The following is a 20,115-nucleotide window of genomic DNA, read 5'->3' as shown; positions in this document are numbered from 1 at the left end:
TATCTTAATAAGAATATCCTAATTCGTAAATAGTATAACACATTAAGAATATTAATCTATACTAATGGAAAACTCAAGTGATTTAGGATAAATAATTTGACAAAATCCAAACTTTTTAATACGATGTGACATGAACGGATACTCTTATCCCGAGTTGGTGGAGGGTACAGGCCCTGTGAAACCCGGCAACCTGCAATAGACGTACGTCTAACGCGAAGGTGCCAAACCTGAAGCAAGGTTTAATTCCTTGGACGATAAGAGTGAAAGGTGCTGCGCGTGAAATTTTGCCTTTTACTCATGGATTGAAAATGAGTGGAGGGCTTTTTATATTGTCTAGCCCTGAATCCTTATGGTATATGCTTGACGTCTAGGCGTGGAACTTTACCAGGGACTTATGAGAGTACCGTATCATGATGCTTAATATAGGGGGAAACAAAATGACAAACCGTCGACTGTTTACATCAGAATCAGTTACAGAAGGCCATCCTGACAAGATGTGCGACCAAATATCAGACGCAATTTTAGATGCGATCCTAACGGAAGATCCAAATGCGCGTGTGGCATGTGAAACGAGCATCACGACTGGACTCGTATTAGTAATGGGAGAAATCACTACAACAACGTATGTGGATATTCCGAAAGTCGTTCGCGACACTGTAAAGGAAATCGGGTATGTTCGTGCGAAATATGGCTTCGATTACGAGACGTCCGCTGTACTAACTTCCATTGACGAGCAATCACCTGAAATCGCTGCAAGTGTCAACGTGGCACTCGAAGCACGTGAAGGCTCTATGTCAGATGAAGAATTAGATGCAATCGGTGCAGGAGATCAAGGTCTAATGTTTGGATATGCATGTAATGAAACGCCGGAATTAATGCCTTTACCAATTAGCCTTTCTCATAAATTGGCACATCGCTTGGCGCAGGCACGTAAAGAGGAACTTATTACGTATTTACGTCCTGACGGAAAAACACAAGTAACGGTAGAATACGATCAAGATAATAATCCCGTGCGAATTGACACAATCGTTATTTCCACACAACACCACCCTGAAGCGACACTCGAGCAAATCGAGAAGGATATAAAGAAAGTTGTCATTGATGCAGTAGTTCCAAAAAACTTATTGGACGAGCATACTAAATACTTCATTAATCCTACTGGCAGCTTTGTTGTAGGTGGACCTCAAGGAGATTCCGGTCTGACTGGACGTAAAATCATCGTTGATACGTACGGTGGATATGCCCGTCATGGTGGCGGTGCTTTCTCGGGGAAAGACGCTACAAAAGTAGACCGTTCCGCTTCTTATGCAGCACGCTATGTTGCAAAGAACATCGTTGCAGCAGGACTTGCTGAACATTGTGAAGTTCAGTTGGCGTATGCTATTGGAGTAGCAAGCCCGGTTTCGATTTCGATCAATACATTCGACACCGGTAAGCTGTCCGAGACTCAATTAGTGGAGTTCGTACGCGAATTATTTGACCTTCGACCAGCGGGAATCATCAAAATGCTTGACCTACGTCGTCCAATCTACAAACAAACAGCAGCATACGGTCACTTCGGCCGCACTGATATCGAATTGCCATGGGAACAGACGGATAAAGTGGAAGCGTTGAAAGAACTTGCTAGTAACGTACGTGTGAAACACTAAAGTACTGGAATGCAGAAAGAGAACTCACAGTCTCTTTCTGCATTTTTTATTTGTTCGCTGGCGAAATACGAAGAGGAATCACTTCATAGTCTGCCTCTTTACAAGCTACTTGCAATCCTTTAGCCTCAATATCATTTTTTAACACCTTCTTTTGCTTCACTTCCACATCAAACGAACTGCTGAATGGATAATCCTTTACCTTAATCGTGTGCTGATCTGCAAAGTATATTCCAATTCGTCCTATCGGTAATGAATGGAAATTGTCTGGAGAAGGAATACCATCACGAAAAAATATATGTTCATTTGCTTTGTCTACACCTGGTTCATTCACACAGCAATACAAGGAAAAATTATCAGCAAGCTGAAGCAAAGCGAAATGCTTTTCAAATAGTTCTTTATTGAACCCCACGACTTCTTTACGTAATCGTTCTCGACGACTCTGTTCACCCTCGATAAATAGCTTTGCTTCTTTCCTGTTATTGCCCTGAATAAACTGTTCATAATGAAGACTGCAAAGTATAGCTGCATAAAGATCTATATTTTCTACAACATCAATCCCTTGACGATAAAGTACCGTTTTAGGGAGAGTCGGAAAGTCAGAGAATTGAAATGGTGCAGACTTCGCATCGTTCCGAAAAGGTTGTTCGTCAAAAGGAGCCCAACCGATGTCGTGGTTCCTAATAGCAGTTAGTACAGAATGACGCCATTGATCATCAGGAAACATCTCCTTTTTCCAGTGTTTCATTAATTCTTCAGCTAGGTGTGCATGATGATGTTGTTGCACGAAGCTGAATGACTTCTTGTGTTCACGTACAATCATTGTACTTCATCCTTTCTTGTCAGGAGGAGCGTCGTCATTTTGTATGACTTCTTCTTTTATCTTTTCTTGTACTTTTTCCATTCTCTCTACTTCTTCCTGATACATTTCCTCTGCTTCTGTTGTAGCCGGAATAATAGGCTCTTCATTGAAGTCGACACGTTTTCCGTATCGTAGAAGTTCATAAATGATCATTCCGTTATTCGGCTTACCATTTACCGTTTTCATTGGAATAGAGTCAAATAGCACGAAATAGAAAGCATAGAAAATAAAACGGTTCCAGAATGTTTTAGAGTCTTCGAAAAAACCATTTGCAATCAGTGCATTCATTGTGAGCGCCACGACAACATTAATCAAAATGGGCCCTGCATATATACATATATAAGCAAAATTACTTTTCCTCTTCACTGAATCAAATGAAAACCAGCTATTCACATGATAATATTTTCGTATATCTAAAACGCCTAATTTTAAAAGTCTGGGTCCAGAACCAATAGTGAGTCTGGCATTTTTCACACCGAAGAGCCCACTAATAACAAAATACCCAGCTTCTCTTAGGAATGTAACGACAGGTAAAATGATGAAACAAGAAATTACCAAGCCGAGGAGGTCTGCTAAACCAAACATATCATGTCGACTCCTTCTATAAGTTCTTCATATGATGATTCAATGGTGTAATAGTAAAATACCCATTTTCCTCAAAATAAATCGTTTTAGTAATATTATGATATAAACATACTAGTAGAAGTTATGTTTAAATTAAAAGAGAGCGGGAAATTATAAAGTATTAGCCGAATACACGTAGTTTTCTGAGGAGGAATAGAACATGGCGAAAATAGCAGTAGAAATACCATTTGATGATGTGAAACAAGCCTTAGAAGAAAAAGGACATGAAGTGAAGATGTTTGCAAGTGATGAACATCTAAGCGGCTATGACATGGGTGTTGTACGTGCATTAAGCGATGTCAACATCGACCAATTCGACTTCCCAGTAGTGAGCATTGAAGGCAACTCCGTACAAGACATTGTAGAAGATGTAGAAAAAAGAGTACATCGCTAATAATTGAATATATTCTATCTTAGAACTGAAGAACAAATCCAACAGGGAATTGTTCTTCAGTTTTTTGCATAGAAAATAAAAGAATTGATCGTAGGCGCCTGCTTGCTACGTTTAGTAAAGGTGATTCCGCGTCATTTTGCTTTAGGAAGTTGACAAGAAGCCAATGGGACAGTAAACTGATCAACATTGACTCGTGAGTCAATGAATAAAAAGAAGTGAGTTGAAAAACCTTTATGTCCCTCCGAAGGAATGAAAAGATTCAAGAGATTCGCGATGTTCGGCAGCACGAATTAAAAGAAGCCGCTATCGAATTATTTGGTACGAAAGGGTACGCAGCAACAAAAATTAGTGATATCACAAATAAAGCCGAACAAAGTCACGGCTTGTTTTACCACTACTTCAAGTCAAAAGAAGATCTGTACGTTAAGGTTATTCTTGAGTTACTCACTGTCATCATCGGTACAGTTGATCAAGCAGAGGAAAAACATGACAGTCCTTTAAAGCAATTGGAATGGCTTACTGAAGTAACCCACTCTGGCTCATTAAGAGATGGGGTACATCGCCATATCTTGATCATGCAAGCTTTGTATTCGGATCATTTAACACAAGAAGTGAAAGAAGAGATTGTGGAAAAATATCGATTCATGGTTGAACGTATTGAACATATTATTATTAGAGGACAAATCTCCGGAGAGTTTATTGAAGGAGATGCAGAAGAATTAGCTGTGTATCATTTATCTTTAGTGCATGGTTTGTTATTAACAAATGCTCGGAAAATTTCACCCATTAAAGTATCAGCTGAAAAAGTATTGCGCCAACTTAAACGGCATCCAGGACAGGGGGATGACCAATGAAACGCATGTTAAAACCAACGATCATTTCCATCTCGATGGCAACGGTTATGGCGGGAGCTGCTATTTCTCCAGCCCTTGGATTGATTGCAGCAAACTTCCCAGAGGCAAATCCGGTGATGATCAAGCTGATTTTAACCGCTCCTTCTTTATTCATCATTCCATTTACATTTATCTCCAGTTGGTTAACGTCAAAGATACCTAAACGCACAGTTGCTTTGATCGGTTTATTCATTTATGTATTCGCAGGGGTAGGAGCACAATTCACCAATACGATTGAAATGTTACTAGCCTTTCGATTTGTGTTAGGAGCAGGCGTCGGTTTAGTGATGCCACTTGGGATCACGTTAATTAGTGATCACTTTAGAGGTCGAGAGCAAGTGAAGATGATGGGGTATAATTCAGCATTCAGTAATTTTGGTGGAATCGTAACGATGATGCTGGCAGGTTACTTAGCCGCGATCAGTTGGAGAGCTCCATTTAATGTATATTTAATGGGTGTCGTGATTTTCATTATGGTCTTCCTATTCTTGCCGAAAGACACTCCGCTTACACAGGATAAAAGCATAAAAAGAAGTAAAATACCGCTGATGGTTTTTGGATATGCAGCAGCTTCTGCAGGTATAATGCTAGTTTACTATTCGGTTGCCACGAATATGGCACTCTACTTAGAGCAAAGCAATATAGGTGGTTCCGCATTGGCAGGTACAGTGATTTCCTTTACAACTGTAGGGGGCATGATTACTAGCCTGACATTGATTCAGCTACAAGATATCCTGAAGTCGTATATCATGCCGATCAGTATATTCTTAATGGGTATTGCATTTACTGGTTTGGCTCTAAGTCATTCTGTCCCACTTATTTTAGCTTGCACCTGCATAATTGGTTTTGGACAAGGAATTTTGTTTCCGATCATCAACGTGAAAGCGTTAGGCTTGGTCAATCCTCTACATAGTGACCGTGTGATTGCTATAGTATCTAGTTCAATTTTTATTGGTCAGTTCAGCTCACCTTTACTATTGGATGGCATTGCAAGTTTAGCAGGTTTTCCCACAATACGTTTCCAATACTCCGTGATAGGTATTGCGCTAGGTATCACGGTTTTACTAATCATTTTGTTTAAGGTTTTCAGAAAACCTAAAGCGTCAGCAATAGAGGCTTAAATAAAAATGAGACGTACCTAATTTGGCACGTCTCAATTTTTTTACATTTGAATGTCGGTTTGTCCGAATGCTTCATATTCTTGCATTAATGATTGAAGCGGTAATTCGTACAGTTGTTTCCCATCAATTTTAAATACCCCATTTGAAACGAGCTCTTCAATCATTTTGTCTCGTTTTGATTCACTTACCTTTTTGTTTGTTTCCATCTCACATTTCCTCCTTGATTCCCCATCTAACTATAGCCGATATTAACCTGAATTAAACCGTATAATTTATAGTTGGAACTTTCGGACTGTTCCGTTTAATTGATGACGTCAAATCGGTAGTATAGTAGGGACTTGTGCTTTACAGTAGGTTCAGAATAGTATAAAGAGAAGATGCCCATGTTGACTTACGTAACACGAAATGCCCCAGATTCAATTAAGATTTATCTGATTTTAGAGTCATTTCAATAGTCGGTGAATGCCGGTAGCAACACAGTAGGCGATGGGCGATGATATAGTAAAGATGAAGAGAAGAATTGATGCATTAGTAGTTGTTTTTTTATCAAATGAGGCGTAGGGGTACCATTATGAGGAAAAAATAGATATAATCTAGGTCGTGCATAAATTTGTTATTTACCATAGGAGGTCGCTATGTTTTTTATTGAAGCAAAACGTGTGGCAGTTGTTATTTTAGGCTCGCTACTAATGGCTTTATCATTAAATTTCTTTCTCATCAATGCCAATGTGTATGCGAGTGGGTTTGCGGGTGCGGCCCAGTTAGTTTCAAGTGTTTTGAAAGATCATTTGGACATGACAATCAGCACAGGTATTTTATTGCTAGTATTCAACATACCGGTCTTCATTCTCGGTTGGTTTAAAGTAGGGAAAGGTTTCACGATCTACAGTGTCTTATCTGTTGCGTTCGCTACACTATTCCTTGAATTATTGCCATTGCGTTCTATGTCAGACGACATTATGCTGAATGCGGTATTTGGCGGCGTGCTGGCAGGTGTAGGTGTAGGGATCTCCTTGAAGTTAGGGGCATCTACCGGTGGAATGGATATAGTCGCGATGATTTTATCTCGTATGCAGGATAAACCAATTGGTGTCTACTTTTTAGTGCTAAACGGGATTCTAATCGTCTTTGCAGGTATTCTATATGAACCGGAAAACGCACTTTACACAATGGTTGCGCTATACGTGACGACGTCGGTGATTGACATGATTCATACGCGACATGAAAAAGTAACCGCGATGATCATCACAAGAAAAGCAGACGATCTTCAACAAGCAATCCATCGTCAAATGGTACGAGGAATCACTATACTACCGGCTAAAGGGGCTTACTCAAAAGAAGATAAGAATATGCTTTATGTCGTCATCACAAGATATGAACTATACGATTTGGAACGAATCATCAATGAAACAGATCCACAAGCCTTTACTAATATCGTACAAACAGTAGGTATCTTCGGTTTCTTTAGAAAAGAAAATGAGAAGCTAACCTAGGTCATATAATTCACGATACATTTTATCTAAATTATTTCACATGAAGACAAACTCCGAAAAATGGGTTTGTCTTCATTTTTATATGCTAGGATTTTACTATAAAATCAGTAACAAGTAATCCATTCCGTTTTTTGTTTAATTTTGTAGAACATAAACAGCCTAGATTTGTTGAATTCTTGTGAAAGCATTGGAAAGCGCAGAGAATTTGTATATACTTGAGAGTGACTTTCATTATGTAAGTCATACTTAAAGTACACCATAACCGCCATCGTGCGTAGTAAAGTTGGTATCATACTATATGAAAACATCTATATGGCTAAGAGAGATTCGCCGTCGCGCAAACAGTTGGTTCGTCATTACAATGCTTGGGGCGCTTGTCATTATTATGCCAGTCGCCTATGTCGTATTGAGTTTCTTCCAGCCGACGGGCGAAAATTGGGAACATATTAAAGAATATTTGCTTGCTGACTATATTAAAGGGTCAGTTATTTTAGTTGGATCTGTCGGATTCCTCTCGACGACCATCGGAGTAGTACTGGCCTGGATTGTTGCGGCCTATGAATTTCCATTTCGTAAGCAGTTTAAATGGCTGTTGATCATACCATTGGCTATACCACCTTATATAGCGGCTTATACATACAGTACGATGACAAGCTATACAGGCGTCATCCAATCGTTCTTCCGTAATCATTTTGACTATCATTTTACACCAGGCACAATTGAGATCATGTCACTGCGTGGAGCGATTTTTGTACTCACATTATTTCTCTATCCGTATGTGTATATGATTGCGCTCAATTATTTTGAAAAACAAAGCGCATCATATATTGAGAGCGCCAAAACCCTTGGATTGAATGGCTTCCAGATGTTCTTCCGTTTGGGATTACCAATTGCACGACCTGCCATCATTGCAGGATCGATGCTAGTCATTTTTGAAGTGCTTAGTGATTACGGCGTAGCCAGCTTCTTTGGTGTACGAACGATATCCACCGCGATTTTCCAGACGTGGTTCGGCATGTATGATATCCATGCGGCTATGCGCTTGGCTGCCTGGTTGCTCGTCATTATATTAGGAATTTTTATGCTAGAACGTTTTTTACGCAAAGGTCGAAAATATAATACGAACGTGACGCAAAGCAGACCACTCGCGCGTAAACGATTACGTGGATGGACTGCTTGGGTAGCATTCCTCACTTGTTCTGCTGTATTCTTAAGCGCCTTTTTAATACCTTTTGTTCAACTGATCTCTTGGTCATTAAAAACTTTTGAAAAAGTATGGCGTTCAGACTTTGTCAGCCTAATCACCAATAGTTTATTGGCCGCTCTAATCGGTGCATTGATCATTAGCTTCTTTGCAATCTTGGCAGCCCGTACGATTAACTTGTATCCATCGGCTTCGTCTAACTTACTTGCCCGTATCATGACATCGGGTTATGCAGTTCCAGGAGCAGTCGTCGCAATTGGCGTGCTGGCGTTATTTATTACGCTGGATGAGAAACTGGCATTTATTTATCCGAAACTATTAGGGGTGGAATCTGGTACACTCGTATTAAGTATGTCGATCGCTATGCTGATCACAGGATACGTAATCCGGTTTATGGCACAAGGATTTAATGCGATTGAGTCAGGTTATACAAAAGTGCCTCCGTCTTATCGTGAAGCGTCATTCTTACTAGGACGTGGCTTAACGTACACATTTTGGAAAGTAGAGTTTCCATTACTACGCGGTTCGATCTTAATTGGTTTTGCGCTGGCATTCCTAGAAATTATGAAGGAACTACCTCTGACTTTATTGTTGCGCCCATTTAACTTTGATACGCTCGCAACACGGACGTATCAATATGCAATCGACGAACGAATTTATGAAGCAGCACCATCCTCGTTGTTATTAATTTGTCTAAGCATCTTGTCGGTGATTATTATTTTGAAATTTGAGGAGAAGTGAGAACTATGTTCGTAAACATCCAAAACTTATCATTTCGGTATTCAAAAAAACAGCCGCCCGTCATAGATCACTTTTCATTTACAATTGAAAAAGGGGGAATCGTAGGGATTGTCGGTGCGAGCGGTAGCGGGAAAAGTACCTTGCTCCGATTGCTTGCAGGTTTGGAAGATCCTACGACAGGTAGTATCGAACTGGATGGCAGACAGATTGTAGGAGATAACATATATATTGAGGCAGAGAAGCGCGGTGTAGGTATGGTGTTTCAGAATTATGCACTATTTCCGCATCTCACAGTAAGCGAAAACATTTGCTTTGGTTTACATAAAATGAAGCGCCTAGAGAAAAAGAAGCGTTTGGATGAAATGCTAGAACTCGTTCAATTACAAGAGTTTGCCAAGCGCTATCCCCATGAACTTAGCGGGGGACAACAGCAACGTGTAGCATTGGCAAGAGCTTTGGCACCTTCACCTTCGATCCTGTTGATGGATGAGCCGTTCAGTAATCTGGATACGAATTTGAAGTCATTGATCCGAATGGAAGTTCGGGATATCTTACAAAAAGCTAATATTACATGTTTGTTTGTATCACATGATCAAGCCGATGTGGACGCGATTTGTGATCGAACTATCTACATTGATTGTGCAACGTATGTTGGATCAGAAAAAGAAGCCATAACTGTATAGTGTTGAAATAGAGAGTGTCGGATAGGCTACCGGCACTCTCTATTTATTTCCAGAAATAAAAGAAAACGAATACTAGACTTATATTCGGAAGTGTATTACAATCACTTTAGCAATGAAAACGATTCTCATTACCGTACTATGATATGCAACGTAGATGAGAAAATAAGGAGAGAAATCAATTTGAAGAAGTTTTTATGGGCATTCGCTCTATTGATGCTTGCGGCAGTTTTAGGCGCATGTAACTCAAGTTCCAATCAAGAGGAACAAAAAGACGAACCAGCAAAAGAAGAAACTCCTGCAGAGGATACAACAGATGCAACAGAAGATGAGAAAACAGGTGGGGAAGTAAACGTCTATACAGCTAGACACTATGACGTAGACGCAGTTCTTTACGAAGATTTTACAGAAAATACCGGCATTAAAGTAAATGTAATCGAAGCAAAAGCACCAGAATTAATAGAGCGGTTAAAGCGTGAAGGACAAAATACATCTGCTGATTTATTCATCACGGTTGATGGTGGGATCTTGAACACAGCAAAAGAAGAAGGTCTTTTGCAACCCGTTGAATCTGAAGAAATCGATAGTGCAGTACCAGCAGAGCTTCGCGACACAGACAATCAGTGGATTGGATTATCTACTCGTGCACGTGTAATCGTGTATGCAAAAGATCGTGTGAAGCCAGAAGAGTTATCCACTTACGAAGACCTTGCAACAGACAAGTGGAAAGACAAATTACTTGTTCGATCATCTGACAGCTTGTATAACCAATCGTTGATGGCATCATTAATCGCAATCGATGGCGAAGAAAAAGCTAAAGAGTGGGCGCAAGGAATTGCAGATAACCTAGCACGTGAACCTGAAGGCGGAGACCGCGACCAAGCGCGTGCAATCGTTGCAGGTGTTGGTGACGTAGCGATTATGAATAGTTACTACGTAGGTCATATGTCTGTTTCAGATGAACCGGAAGATGTTAAAGTGTTCGACCAGATCGGCGTATTCTTCCCGAACCAAGAAACTACAGGAACACATATTAATATCAGTGGTGCTGGCTTAATTAAGCACAGTAAAAACAAAGAAAATGCAGTGAAGTTGATCGAGTACTTAACGACTGCGGAAGCACAAGAACAAGTCTCGGAAGAAAACTTTGAGTTCCCGGTTAACGAAGAAGCAAAATTACCGGAAGTTATGGCTGAATGGGGTACATTCACACCACAAAAAGTGGACTTCGCAGATTACGGAAAGTATAATCCGAAAGCTGTAGAATTGATGAATGAAGTAGGCTGGAAATAAGTTCAACAAAAAAGTAGCTCTCGGGCTGCTTTTTTGTTTCTAAAAATACATATCAACTACTGATTTTTTTAGTAGATGAAACATTTTGGGGCTGCCATGAGTCATAGATTGAGTGAAAACTTATAACAGTTCAGAATGGATAAAGTAAAACTCTTTTCATGGTAAGAAAACAGCCGGAACGAACTGCAAGCGAATATATGATATGTTAGTGGAGTGTGTATCTGGCAAAGATGTCTTGTCCAGCAAGTGATTCATATGTTTGCAGGAGAGAGTGCAGACATATGTATATATAGGAAAGATTGCTATACGCAACGCAACCTAAATGTCGAAAAAACCCAAGCGTTACGAAAAGAAGCACCCGCTAGTAACGGGTACTTCGATTAGTCCTCTTCTTGCAACGCTTTATATAATTGACCTTTACGTGCATAATCATTGACGATTCTTGTCATGTCTGCGCGATCTTCGTCAGTCAAATCACGAACGACACGGGCAGGAGAGCCGAGCGCTAATGTGTTAGGTGGGATTTTCTTGCCTGGAGTTACCAAGCTTCCAGCACCGATGAATGCGCCTTCACCAACCTCAGCTCCATCGAGCACAGTGGCACCCATTCCAACGAGTGCGCCGGTTTTAATCGTACAACTATGGAGCATGACTTTGTGGCCAATCGTCACGTTATCTTCAAGAATTAATGGAAACTTGGGGCTTTGATGTAGACAGCAGAAATCCTGGATGTTTACTTTACGTCCAATAATAGTAGGCGATACATCCCCGCGAATTACAGTGTTGAACCAAATAGACGATTCGGGTCCTATAGTTACATCCCCAGAAATCGTTACGTAGTCCGCAATATAGACGGACGGGTCAATCTCGGGAAATTTACCTTCGTATGGATAGATCAATCAAATCTCCTCTTTTCTAAATAATCATGTATAATTTATCGTAACAAACATTTAGTTTTTGTGAAACATAAGAATGAAATGGATAGAATAAGATAGTCAAATAAGGAGTGATAACTTTGTGGAAATGGGAAGCAGAAGGTAAGGCAAAAGGTGTTATCGTTCTTGTACATAACGCTTATGAACATCATAGAAGATATGTATGGCTTATACAGAAATTTCGAAGCGACGGTTTTCACGTCGTGGCGGGAGATTTACCTGGTCACGGCAATGAAAGTGTCGAAGTGCATGCAGAAGCATTTAAGGACTACCGCAGATTTATCAAGAAAATGATCCGTAGCGGATTAGATGATAATTTGCCTGTATTTTTATTTGGACATGGTTTAGGAGCTACGTTCTTACTTCGTTTATTACAGATGGAACGAATCGAATGTGCGGGAGTGATCTGTACATCGCCTTGGCTACACTTGGAACATCACCCGCCAATTCGGGCGAAAATGTTTACAAAATGGTCTCAATCGATGACATTGAATCATGAAATAACGCCAGAACTCCTATCACGTAATCCTGAATTTTTAGAGCAATACGCTGAAGATCCAATGTATGTATCCATTGTGACAGGCGGCTGGTACCGTGAATTACAGACACTTATGAAGTCTGTCATGCAACCTGATTTAATTATCCAAGATGTACCGTTGTTACTTCATACGGGAGAAGCAGATCAAATTACGAACATCGATTACACACGGAAGTGGGCATTCGCACAAAACTTATCTGAACTTCAGTTGAAACGATGGAAAGACGTTGAGCACGATATCATCCAAGCACCTGAGCAAGAAGGGGTCTATTTATATACACATTCATTCATTAATAATGTACTTCATTCACTCGGATATATTATCGAATGACGTTAGGTCGTGAACATATGAGAAAACGTTTGTACATAGGTGTGGCTGGTGCTTTTGGAGCGAGCACAAGGCTGCTGGTCGGTCAGCTGCTGATCGTCAGCGGTTCTTTTCCTGTCGCGACATTCTTGGTGAACATAGTCGGCACGTTTGTGCTTTGCTATATAGTAGAACGTGCTCGTCTTGGGGGAAGTCTCAGCCCTCTGATGGTGACGGTTATAACTACAGGATTCCTTGGTGCATTTACGACGTTTTCAGCAGTCAGTGTAGAAACGGTTGAATTGCTAAGTGATGGATTTTTTGGACTCGCCGGCACTTACGTCGCTAGTAGTTTAGCGGGTGGACTAGCTATGGCAGCACTTGGTTTTTCATTGGCTAGGAGGTGCTCGTCATGATCTGGCATTTCATAGCAGTTGGTTGTGGCGGATTTATAGGGGCGCTAGTGCGTTTCGAGGTATCTGCCAAGCTCAATCGAAAACGTTTGCCATATGGAACACTGCTAGTTAATTCTATTGGAAGCTTCTTCATTGGCTGGATCATAGGTTCAAATTTTTCACTCAGTTGGACACTATTCTTGGCAACTGGTGTGGCAGGTGCTCTAACGACCTATTCTACGTTAATGAAAGAGATTTGGACGTACTGGACTGAAGGCCGGAAATTTCAGGCCGTTGGTTATACACTATTCACGTTCACAGTAGGGATAGGCTTAGCCTATTTAGGTTTTAGCTTATAGAAATGAGGTTCTGATGAATAACAAAACAATGCAAAAAACGACACCAAACAAACGCAAGAAAAGGATCACTTCATTCTTAATTGCTTTAGGGGTTGCGATTGTCGCCATATATTTCCCAGAACTATTTGACGATGAAGAAAAAGAGCCGAGTCGTCAAGGTCTGATTCCTGTCGAATTAGTGAAAACAATTGACGGCGATACGATCAAGATCATGTATGAAGGTAAAGAAGAAAATGTACGGTATTTATTAATTGATACACCGGAAACGAACCATCCACGTCTTGGCAAGCAGCCGTATGGGCAGCAAGCAAAAGTTCGAAATCAAGAACTATTGCAAAAAGGTCAGCTCGAAATCGAGTTTGATGTAGGCGGGAAATATGACAAATACGGCAGGTTATTAGCGTATATATACATAGACGGCAAGAGTGTGCAAGAACAGTTATTAAAAGAGGGATTGGCGAGAGTCGCTTATGTGTATCCGCCTAACACACGGCATCTAGATGCGTTTGAGAAAGCAGAACAACAAGCGAAAAAGTCCAGCATCGGAATTTGGACGTTGGAAGACTACACCACAGACCGCGGTTTTGACAGTGAGAAATATCCTACAGATTCAGTGAAGATCCCTGTCTATGGTGAAACACAGGATTTCAAGAACTGTACAGAGCTTCGTAAGGTATATCCGGAGGGCGTTAAGAAAGGCCACCCGGCATATAAAGAACAGATGGATGGCAATAGTGACGGACGGGCTTGTGAATAAAATAATGACTAAGTAACTGGCAAGACACTGTGATCGTAAGCGGACAATTTCTACATCTCATGAACTCACGTAGAATGCTTACATGTAAACCCTAATGAATAAATAAAAGAATGAAGACAATTCCTGGTCAGATCAAGGATTTGTTTTCATTCTTTTTTCATTAAAATACTTCATTATAATTGGTAAGCTCTCGCAGTGCGCGTTCTTCAGCGGGAATCCGAACGGATAGCATCCAGATGTTCAGCAACAAAAACATTCCTGCAGTGAAGTACGCACTGAATAGTAAAGGTAATACAATCAGTTCAGTTGTGACAATGACATAGTTCGGGTGGCGGATCCAGCGGTAAGGTCCTTTTTTTTGTACGTTCGCTCCAGGTAGTATGAGAATTTTAGTATTCCAGAACTTCCCTAACGACGACAGACACCAAACACGCAGTACTTGCATCAATAGGAAAATTCCAAGCAAAATGCTCCAGAACGGTGAGAGAGGACGTTCGAATACAAGAACTTCGAATAATAAGGAAACGAAAAATGCCGTATGCATCAGAACCATCCATTTATAATGAGACGCACCGATTTCTACTGCGCCGTTACTGCGAATCCATTTCTCGTTACGATTGGCGACGACCAATTCGACTAACCGTTGAATGACGACGATGATAAAAACAAACAAAAAGAGCCTGCTCATCTTACTGCCACTCCAACAACAGTAATTCTCCACAGAAGCCTGGACCAAGCGCTGCCATTAAACCGTATTCACCTTCCGCAGGTTGTTGCTCGATAAAATCCTTGAGTACATACAGCACAGTAGGAGACGACATGTTTCCATGGTATTGCAACACTTTTTTCGACGTAGCGGTTTGCTCTGGATTCATATTCAAGGCTTTTTGATAAGCATCTAATACTTTTTTGCCCCCTGGATGTGCAACAAAATGCTGTACATCTTCCATTGATAGATTATGATCTTCCACGAATTGATGTACAAATGGTCCTAACCAACTCTTGATGACGTTTGGAATACTCTTTGAAAATACAACATGCAAACCATTATTTTTAATGTCCCAGCCCATCACGTCCTCTGAATCGGGCATAAAACGTGAAGAAGTTGCACGGATATGAGGCATCGGACGTATGCTTTTGATGGTAGACTGTTCTCCAGAAACAAGTGCGCAAGCTACACCATCAGAGAATAGCGATACACCGACCAAGTTACTTTTTGACACATCATCGCGTTGAAATGTTAAGCTGCAAAGCTCAACAGCGAGAACGAGAACATTCGATTCAGGATAGGCTTTACAGTAATCAAAAGCACGACTCATACCCGAAGCACCACCTGCGCAGCCAAGACCCCAAATTGGAATACGTTTAATATCATGTCGAAATGGTAATTGATTTATAAGACGCGCATCGATACTTGGGGTGGAGATGCCACTACTTGAAACAAAGAATATCGCGTCTATTTCAGCTGCATTCACGGGACGCTCAAGCGTTGTCGTGTTGGTGAGACATTTCTCGACTGCCTGTTTACCGAGTGCAACAGCATGCTGAATGTATAAATTATTTTTCGTTTCAAAATCATGGGGCTCCGCATACCATTCCAACGGCATACATACTTGACGTGAATCAATTTCACCGTTTTGGAACACTTTCAATAAGCGGTCGATATCTTTAAATGAATCCGAAAATAAAGAGCGAGCAAATGTCATAGCCTCTTGCTGTGGCAAATCAACAGGCGGACTAACTGTACTGACAGATTGGATGATTGGCATAGGGTAACCTCCGTTTAAATTAATGGCGAGCGTGAGCAGTGAATTTTGCCGTGGCTTCTTGTAGACTATATGCAATAGAAGAGGAGGACTTGTCTTGAAGATACAATTAAGTATATTAGATCAATCTCCCATTACATTCGGCAGTCATGCTCATGAGGCTCTTCAGCAAACGACCCGATTGGCAAAGAAAGCCGAAGAATTAGGCTATAGCCGCTTTTGGGTGTCTGAACATCATGATGCTCCAACTCTAGCAGGTTCATCTCCCGAAATCCTGATGGCGCATTTGGCTACAGTCACTTCGACTATCCGAATCGGATCAGGTGGTGTCATGCTACCTCACTATTCCCCTTATAAGGTGGCAGAAAACTTCAAAGTGTTAGAAGCCTTGTTCCCTGGGAGAATTGATGCGGGTGTCGGGCGAGCTCCAGCAGGGATGCCCCGAGCAACATATGCTCTCAACAATGGCGAATATCTAAATCGTGACCAATATCCCCAACAAATTGACGACCTGCACATGTATCTTCACGACGCGTTGCCTACAGATCATCCATATGAAGGATTGAAAGCAACCCCACTGACGAATAATGCACCACCCATCTGGATGTTAGGCACAAGTAAAGAGTCAGCGGGCTTAGCAGCTCAAAAAGGATTACCTTATATGTTTGCACAATTCATCAATAGTGAAGGAGGTAGGGAGGCTGCGAGGTATTATCGAGATCATTTCCAAGCGTCTGCTTATACATCTTTACCGAAGCAAGCGGTAGCCGTATTTTTGTTTTGTGCAAAGACGGAAGAAAAGGCAGATTGGATTGCGTCCTCATTGGATCTGTTAATGATTATGCAACAACAAGGAATGAAAATAGAGGGTACACCTTCACCAGAACAAGCGGCAGCGTATCCATATAGTCAACTGGAACGAGAACTTGTTCAATTGAATCGCGAGCGTATGATAGTCGGTACACCAAAATCAGCTCGTAGGCAGTTGGAACAAATAGCGGAAAATTTTGGAGCAGAAGAAATCATGCTCGTTTCAATTACATATAACTTTCATGATAAACTGAAGTCGTATGAACTGATTATGCAAGAATTTTTGAAAGGGGAGAAGAGTAATGAATTTGATTGATACAAAAGATCAGCTGACTGAAAAGAAAAAGCATGTGGAGAAAGTGGCGAACGTCGACAATGCAACCATTATGAATATTCAATTGCGTGCAGGTGAGGAAGTAGCAGAGCATGATGCGAATAAAGAAGTATTCATCATCGTGCGTAAAGGAAAAGTGCGGTTCATAGTGGATAGCGAGCCGGTTGATGTAACACCAGATAATGTCTTGCATATGGTGCCTATGGAAAGGCATAGTTTACATGCTATAGAAGAGTCAGATGTTTTGGTTATTCAAGTGAAACCATAAAGATACTATAAACATACTAACATTAGTAGTACAAACCATGGCCTTGGTTTGTACTACTAATGTTAGTATGTTTATAGTATATGGAGTAGGTTAATGCTGAACGGTTTTACATAATTCACACAAACTAGAAATGAAACCTTTATTCTGTTCAGCAGTTCGTTTTTTCGGGCCACGCAAACGACCTCCTGCTCGGCGGATTTTCTGAGCTTTATGACGTGCCGCAAGTAATTGATCAATATTGTCATTTGTATACCATCTACCGTTTTGATCAAGTGGCAATCCTTGTTTCGCCAACGCCATAGCGGCCAATCCGTAGTCTTGAGTGACGACGATATCCCCTTTTTTTATACGGTTCACCAATACAAAATCGACTGCGTCGGCACCTTTGGAAACAGTAATGGTTTCTGCGCCTTCCCGGTGCATTTCATGTGCAGTGTCACATATTAACACACAAGGTAGGCCGTACTCTTTAGCTATCGCGATCGTTTCATTGATTACTGGACAGCCATCTGCATCCACTAAAATCGTTGTCACGTAGTACCACTCCTTCCGCATTACTTAATAGGTTTAGTATAGCAAATAACGGGAAAGATAAGTAAAAATGTACGATTGAGGTGATGAAATGGCTGATTTATCAAAAGAACAACGAACTACTGTAGAACAACGTGAGCAATATGGACGTGAAATGGATGCGAGGAATGCTGCCATGGAGAACATAGAAGTTCCACTTGAAAACAGAGCGTTGGCAGATCACGAAATTCCACCACCGTTAACAGAAGAAGAAGTACGAGCAAAAGTTGGTAATCAGAACTACCAAAATGCGACTGATGATAACGCACCTACATCAATAGGTAGCTAATAAAGTTAAGAGAACTGCTAGGGACATCACGGATGTTCCTTTTTTGCGTTAAAAGCTAATAACGAAACTAACCTGTGAGGTAAATCGTATACATACAATACAACTAGATGACGGAGTGATGAAAGATGAATGAAGGATATTTTGTAGGATGGGGCACGTTAGCTTTAATCAATGCAGTATTAGCGCAAGGAAAAAACAGAAGCGGATTGAACTGGTTTATACTCTCCTTATTTTTAGGACCACTGGCCACTCTCTTCTTAGCGCTATCAGGTAAAAAGTGATAAGCTATTTAGGAAACCGAAATAGTGAAGGGAGCTATTATAACTATGCAAATTAATGTAGAGATTTTATTCGCAACAGATGCAAAAATAACGAAGAATCTTTTGGTGAAGCAATTTGTCGACAATCAAACTGGAGGATTTTCCACGTTTGTACATGACGGAAAACAGCTAGTCGTTATAAAAAATAAAGAATGGAAAACACTAGATGCAATTCGCAGTATTGCAGGTGAAATCTCTCGTAATCTGGCGGCACAAAAAGTAGATTCTGCTTCGATTCAAGCAGATCAGCTAGGGCAAAAGTGGTCGTCTGTAGATGAAGCAGTGACGGCTTTCGTCGAAGGATGGCACCTTGGCGCTTATAACTTTGACCGCTACCAATCCAAAAAAGCAGACCCTGTCACTACATTAAATGTTAAAGGTGCTGACAATGCAGCAGTCAAATCAGGAGAAGTGCGTGCAGCAGCTATGGCGTTTTCTCGCGATTTGATGAATGAACTTTCCGATGTCCTAAACCCGGAGACGTATCCAGAAGTATTGAAAGACCATTTCAAAGGGACAAAAGTGAAAATCGATGTACTTGGCAAAAAAGAAATCGAAGAATGCGAGATGAACGGTGTGTTGACTGTTTGTCGCGGTAGTAAATATGAACCTTCATTCGTAGAGATGACATTGCAGACGGATGCATCGAAACCACTCGTGGCTCTTGTCGGAAAAGGCGTGACATATGATTCGGGCGGTATCAGCTTGAAAGGCGGACGCGACGACAGTGATATGCGCATGGATATGGGCGGTTCAGCAGCTGTGAGCGGAGCTTTATCACTTCTAGCTCATTCAGATGCCAAAGTGAATGTAGTCGTGCTGATTCCAATGGTAGAAAACACTCCAGGACCCGACGCTGTTATGCCTGGAGAAGTAATTCAATATAAGAATGGCATCAGTGTACAAGTCGGTAATACCGATGCTGAAGGCCGCTTGATTTTAGCGGACGGATTAATTCGCGCAGGAGAATTAAACGCAGATTACACAGTCGATATTGCTACATTGACTGGTGCTGTTGTCGCTGCTCTCGGTACAGAAGTCGGCGGAGTTTTCGGCGATGAAGAGTTGTCTGCTAAACTGAAGAAAATAGGCGATCAAAACGGTGACTTCGTTTGGCCACTACCGTTGGTGGATGAGTATGAAGAAACCCTAGACAGCGCCTATGCTGATTGCAATAATATGAGTTCTCTATCTGTTGCCGGTTCGATCACGGCTGGCCTCTTCCTGCGCAAGTTCGCACCGAAGAATAACTGGTTGCATGTGGACATGGCAGGCGTCATGGATAAGCAGAAGTCGAAAGGTTATTACACAAAATCTGCAACAGGATACGGAGCACGTTTGCTTGCGGATTATACAGTGTCATTGACTAAATAAGTATACAGATAAAACATACTAACATTAGTAGCACAAACCAAGGCCATGGTTTGTGCTACTATTTTTTATAGTAGAAGTGAAGAAAAGCCGACCAGCCTCTGGGACCATTTGTGAGTCCGTATATAAAACCGGCTAACTTCAC

At 41.1% G+C, this 20,115-nt stretch carries 24 protein-coding genes and 1 riboswitch; of the genes, 17 read left to right on the top strand and 7 right to left on the bottom strand.

Features of this window, described 5'->3' with window-relative positions:
* Positions 1–141: 141 nt before the first annotated feature.
* Positions 142–261: riboswitch (SAM riboswitch) on the top strand.
* A gap of 176 nt (positions 262–437) precedes the next feature.
* The gene (gene metK / locus CSV80_RS16280) at positions 438–1,649 is read left to right on the top strand and encodes a methionine adenosyltransferase (protein ID WP_099671707.1); all 1,212 of its coding nucleotides are present in this window, start codon (positions 438–440) and stop codon (positions 1,647–1,649) included.
* Positions 1,650–1,695: 46 nt separating this feature from the next.
* Here metK and CSV80_RS16275 read toward each other — a convergent pair whose 3' ends face one another.
* Both CSV80_RS16275 and CSV80_RS16270 read right to left on the bottom strand, forming a co-directional pair.
* A complete protein-coding gene (locus CSV80_RS16275; RefSeq protein ID WP_099671708.1) occupies positions 1,696–2,469 on the bottom strand; it encodes a DUF3891 family protein in 774 nt (257 codons plus the stop codon).
* A gap of 6 nt (positions 2,470–2,475) precedes the next feature.
* Entirely contained in the window at positions 2,476–3,093 is a 618-nt protein-coding gene (locus CSV80_RS16270; protein ID WP_099671709.1) for a hypothetical protein, read from the bottom strand.
* A gap of 199 nt (positions 3,094–3,292) precedes the next feature.
* On the opposite strand from CSV80_RS16270, the gene CSV80_RS16265 reads away from it, so the two are divergent.
* The 3 genes from CSV80_RS16265 to CSV80_RS16255 all read left to right on the top strand — a co-directional run bounded on the left by CSV80_RS16265 (position 3,293) and on the right by CSV80_RS16255 (position 5,540).
* Complete coding sequence (locus CSV80_RS16265; protein ID WP_099671710.1) at positions 3,293–3,526, top strand: YkuS family protein; 234 nt, start codon at positions 3,293–3,295, stop codon at positions 3,524–3,526.
* Positions 3,527–3,759: 233 nt separating this feature from the next.
* Entirely contained in the window at positions 3,760–4,380 is a 621-nt protein-coding gene (locus CSV80_RS16260) for a TetR/AcrR family transcriptional regulator (RefSeq protein ID WP_099671711.1), read from the top strand.
* A complete protein-coding gene (locus CSV80_RS16255; RefSeq protein ID WP_233201622.1) occupies positions 4,377–5,540 on the top strand; it encodes an MFS transporter in 1,164 nt (387 codons plus the stop codon). The genes CSV80_RS16260 and CSV80_RS16255 overlap by 4 nt, the downstream gene beginning before the upstream one ends.
* 41 nt (positions 5,541–5,581) lie before the next feature.
* Here CSV80_RS16255 and CSV80_RS16250 read toward each other — a convergent pair whose 3' ends face one another.
* Positions 5,582–5,746: a Fur-regulated basic protein FbpA gene (locus tag CSV80_RS16250; protein WP_099671712.1), complete on the bottom strand. Its 165-nt coding sequence runs from the start codon at positions 5,744–5,746 to the stop codon at positions 5,582–5,584.
* A gap of 429 nt (positions 5,747–6,175) precedes the next feature.
* On the opposite strand from CSV80_RS16250, the gene CSV80_RS16245 reads away from it, so the two are divergent.
* The 4 genes from CSV80_RS16245 to CSV80_RS16230 all read left to right on the top strand — a co-directional run bounded on the left by CSV80_RS16245 (position 6,176) and on the right by CSV80_RS16230 (position 10,951).
* Positions 6,176–7,033 carry a YitT family protein gene (locus tag CSV80_RS16245; RefSeq protein ID WP_099671713.1) on the top strand — a complete coding sequence of 286 codons (858 nt, stop codon included), beginning with the start codon at positions 6,176–6,178 and terminating at the stop codon, positions 7,031–7,033.
* A 298-nt stretch (positions 7,034–7,331) separates the two neighbouring features.
* Positions 7,332–8,978 (top strand): ABC transporter permease, encoded by a 1,647-nt coding sequence (locus CSV80_RS16240; protein WP_099671714.1) that lies wholly within the window; start codon positions 7,332–7,334, stop codon positions 8,976–8,978.
* A 5-nt stretch (positions 8,979–8,983) separates the two neighbouring features.
* Positions 8,984–9,661 (top strand): ABC transporter ATP-binding protein, encoded by a 678-nt coding sequence (locus CSV80_RS16235; RefSeq protein WP_099671715.1) that lies wholly within the window; start codon positions 8,984–8,986, stop codon positions 9,659–9,661.
* Positions 9,662–9,874: 213 nt separating this feature from the next.
* Positions 9,875–10,951: a Fe(3+) ABC transporter substrate-binding protein gene (locus tag CSV80_RS16230; protein ID WP_099671728.1), complete on the top strand. Its 1,077-nt coding sequence runs from the start codon at positions 9,875–9,877 to the stop codon at positions 10,949–10,951.
* A gap of 380 nt (positions 10,952–11,331) precedes the next feature.
* On the opposite strand, the gene CSV80_RS16225 is transcribed toward CSV80_RS16230, so the two are convergent.
* Positions 11,332–11,850: a gamma carbonic anhydrase gene (locus CSV80_RS16225; protein WP_099671716.1), complete on the bottom strand. Its 519-nt coding sequence runs from the start codon at positions 11,848–11,850 to the stop codon at positions 11,332–11,334.
* A gap of 107 nt (positions 11,851–11,957) precedes the next feature.
* Between CSV80_RS16225 and CSV80_RS16220 the strand changes: the two genes are divergently transcribed.
* The 4 genes from CSV80_RS16220 to CSV80_RS16205 are packed head-to-tail and all read left to right on the top strand — an operon-like array spanning position 11,958 to position 14,242.
* Positions 11,958–12,755, top strand: coding sequence for an alpha/beta hydrolase (locus tag CSV80_RS16220; protein WP_233201624.1), 798 nt, complete (start codon positions 11,958–11,960; stop codon positions 12,753–12,755).
* A 17-nt stretch (positions 12,756–12,772) separates the two neighbouring features.
* The gene (locus CSV80_RS16215; protein WP_158231936.1) at positions 12,773–13,147 is read left to right on the top strand and encodes a fluoride efflux transporter FluC; all 375 of its coding nucleotides are present in this window, start codon (positions 12,773–12,775) and stop codon (positions 13,145–13,147) included.
* Complete coding sequence (locus CSV80_RS16210; RefSeq protein WP_099671718.1) at positions 13,144–13,485, top strand: fluoride efflux transporter FluC; 342 nt, start codon at positions 13,144–13,146, stop codon at positions 13,483–13,485. Before CSV80_RS16215 ends, CSV80_RS16210 begins: the two co-directional genes overlap by 4 nt.
* Positions 13,486–13,498: 13 nt before the next feature.
* Positions 13,499–14,242 (top strand): thermonuclease family protein, encoded by a 744-nt coding sequence (locus CSV80_RS16205; RefSeq protein WP_233201625.1) that lies wholly within the window; start codon positions 13,499–13,501, stop codon positions 14,240–14,242.
* A gap of 160 nt (positions 14,243–14,402) precedes the next feature.
* On the opposite strand, the gene CSV80_RS16200 is transcribed toward CSV80_RS16205, so the two are convergent.
* Positions 14,403–14,930, bottom strand: coding sequence for an isoprenylcysteine carboxyl methyltransferase family protein (locus CSV80_RS16200; RefSeq protein WP_099671719.1), 528 nt, complete (start codon positions 14,928–14,930; stop codon positions 14,403–14,405).
* A gap of 1 nt (position 14,931) precedes the next feature.
* Positions 14,932–16,011: a type III polyketide synthase gene (locus CSV80_RS16195; protein WP_099671720.1), complete on the bottom strand. Its 1,080-nt coding sequence runs from the start codon at positions 16,009–16,011 to the stop codon at positions 14,932–14,934.
* A gap of 94 nt (positions 16,012–16,105) precedes the next feature.
* Here CSV80_RS16195 and CSV80_RS16190 point away from each other — a divergent pair, with 94 nt between their 5' ends.
* Together CSV80_RS16190 and CSV80_RS16185 are read left to right on the top strand one after the other, a co-directional pair.
* Complete coding sequence (locus tag CSV80_RS16190) at positions 16,106–17,134, top strand: LLM class flavin-dependent oxidoreductase (protein WP_099671721.1); 1,029 nt, start codon at positions 16,106–16,108, stop codon at positions 17,132–17,134.
* Complete coding sequence (locus tag CSV80_RS16185; RefSeq protein ID WP_099671722.1) at positions 17,121–17,420, top strand: cupin domain-containing protein; 300 nt, start codon at positions 17,121–17,123, stop codon at positions 17,418–17,420. The genes CSV80_RS16190 and CSV80_RS16185 overlap by 14 nt, the downstream gene beginning before the upstream one ends.
* A 90-nt stretch (positions 17,421–17,510) precedes the next feature.
* Here the strand turns inward: CSV80_RS16185 and CSV80_RS16180 are convergent, their stop codons facing one another.
* Positions 17,511–17,954 carry a YaiI/YqxD family protein gene (locus CSV80_RS16180; RefSeq protein ID WP_099671723.1) on the bottom strand — a complete coding sequence of 148 codons (444 nt, stop codon included), beginning with the start codon at positions 17,952–17,954 and terminating at the stop codon, positions 17,511–17,513.
* 88 nt (positions 17,955–18,042) lie between these two features.
* Between CSV80_RS16180 and CSV80_RS16175 the strand changes: the two genes are divergently transcribed.
* The 3 genes from CSV80_RS16175 to CSV80_RS16170 all read left to right on the top strand — a co-directional run bounded on the left by CSV80_RS16175 (position 18,043) and on the right by CSV80_RS16170 (position 19,973).
* Positions 18,043–18,279 (top strand): hypothetical protein, encoded by a 237-nt coding sequence (locus CSV80_RS16175; protein ID WP_099671724.1) that lies wholly within the window; start codon positions 18,043–18,045, stop codon positions 18,277–18,279.
* A 125-nt stretch (positions 18,280–18,404) separates the two neighbouring features.
* Entirely contained in the window at positions 18,405–18,560 is a 156-nt protein-coding gene (locus CSV80_RS17700) for a hypothetical protein (RefSeq protein ID WP_169535198.1), read from the top strand.
* Between the two features lie 45 nt (positions 18,561–18,605).
* Complete coding sequence (locus CSV80_RS16170; RefSeq protein ID WP_099671725.1) at positions 18,606–19,973, top strand: leucyl aminopeptidase family protein; 1,368 nt, start codon at positions 18,606–18,608, stop codon at positions 19,971–19,973.
* Positions 19,974–20,115 lie beyond the last annotated feature (142 nt).

This window comes from Sporosarcina sp. P12(2017) (genome assembly GCF_002743035.1).
Lineage (GTDB): Bacteria > Bacillota > Bacilli > Bacillales_A > Planococcaceae > Sporosarcina > Sporosarcina ureae.
Note: the sequence above shows the minus strand (reverse complement) of the source record. Positions and strands in the feature narration are given on the sequence as shown.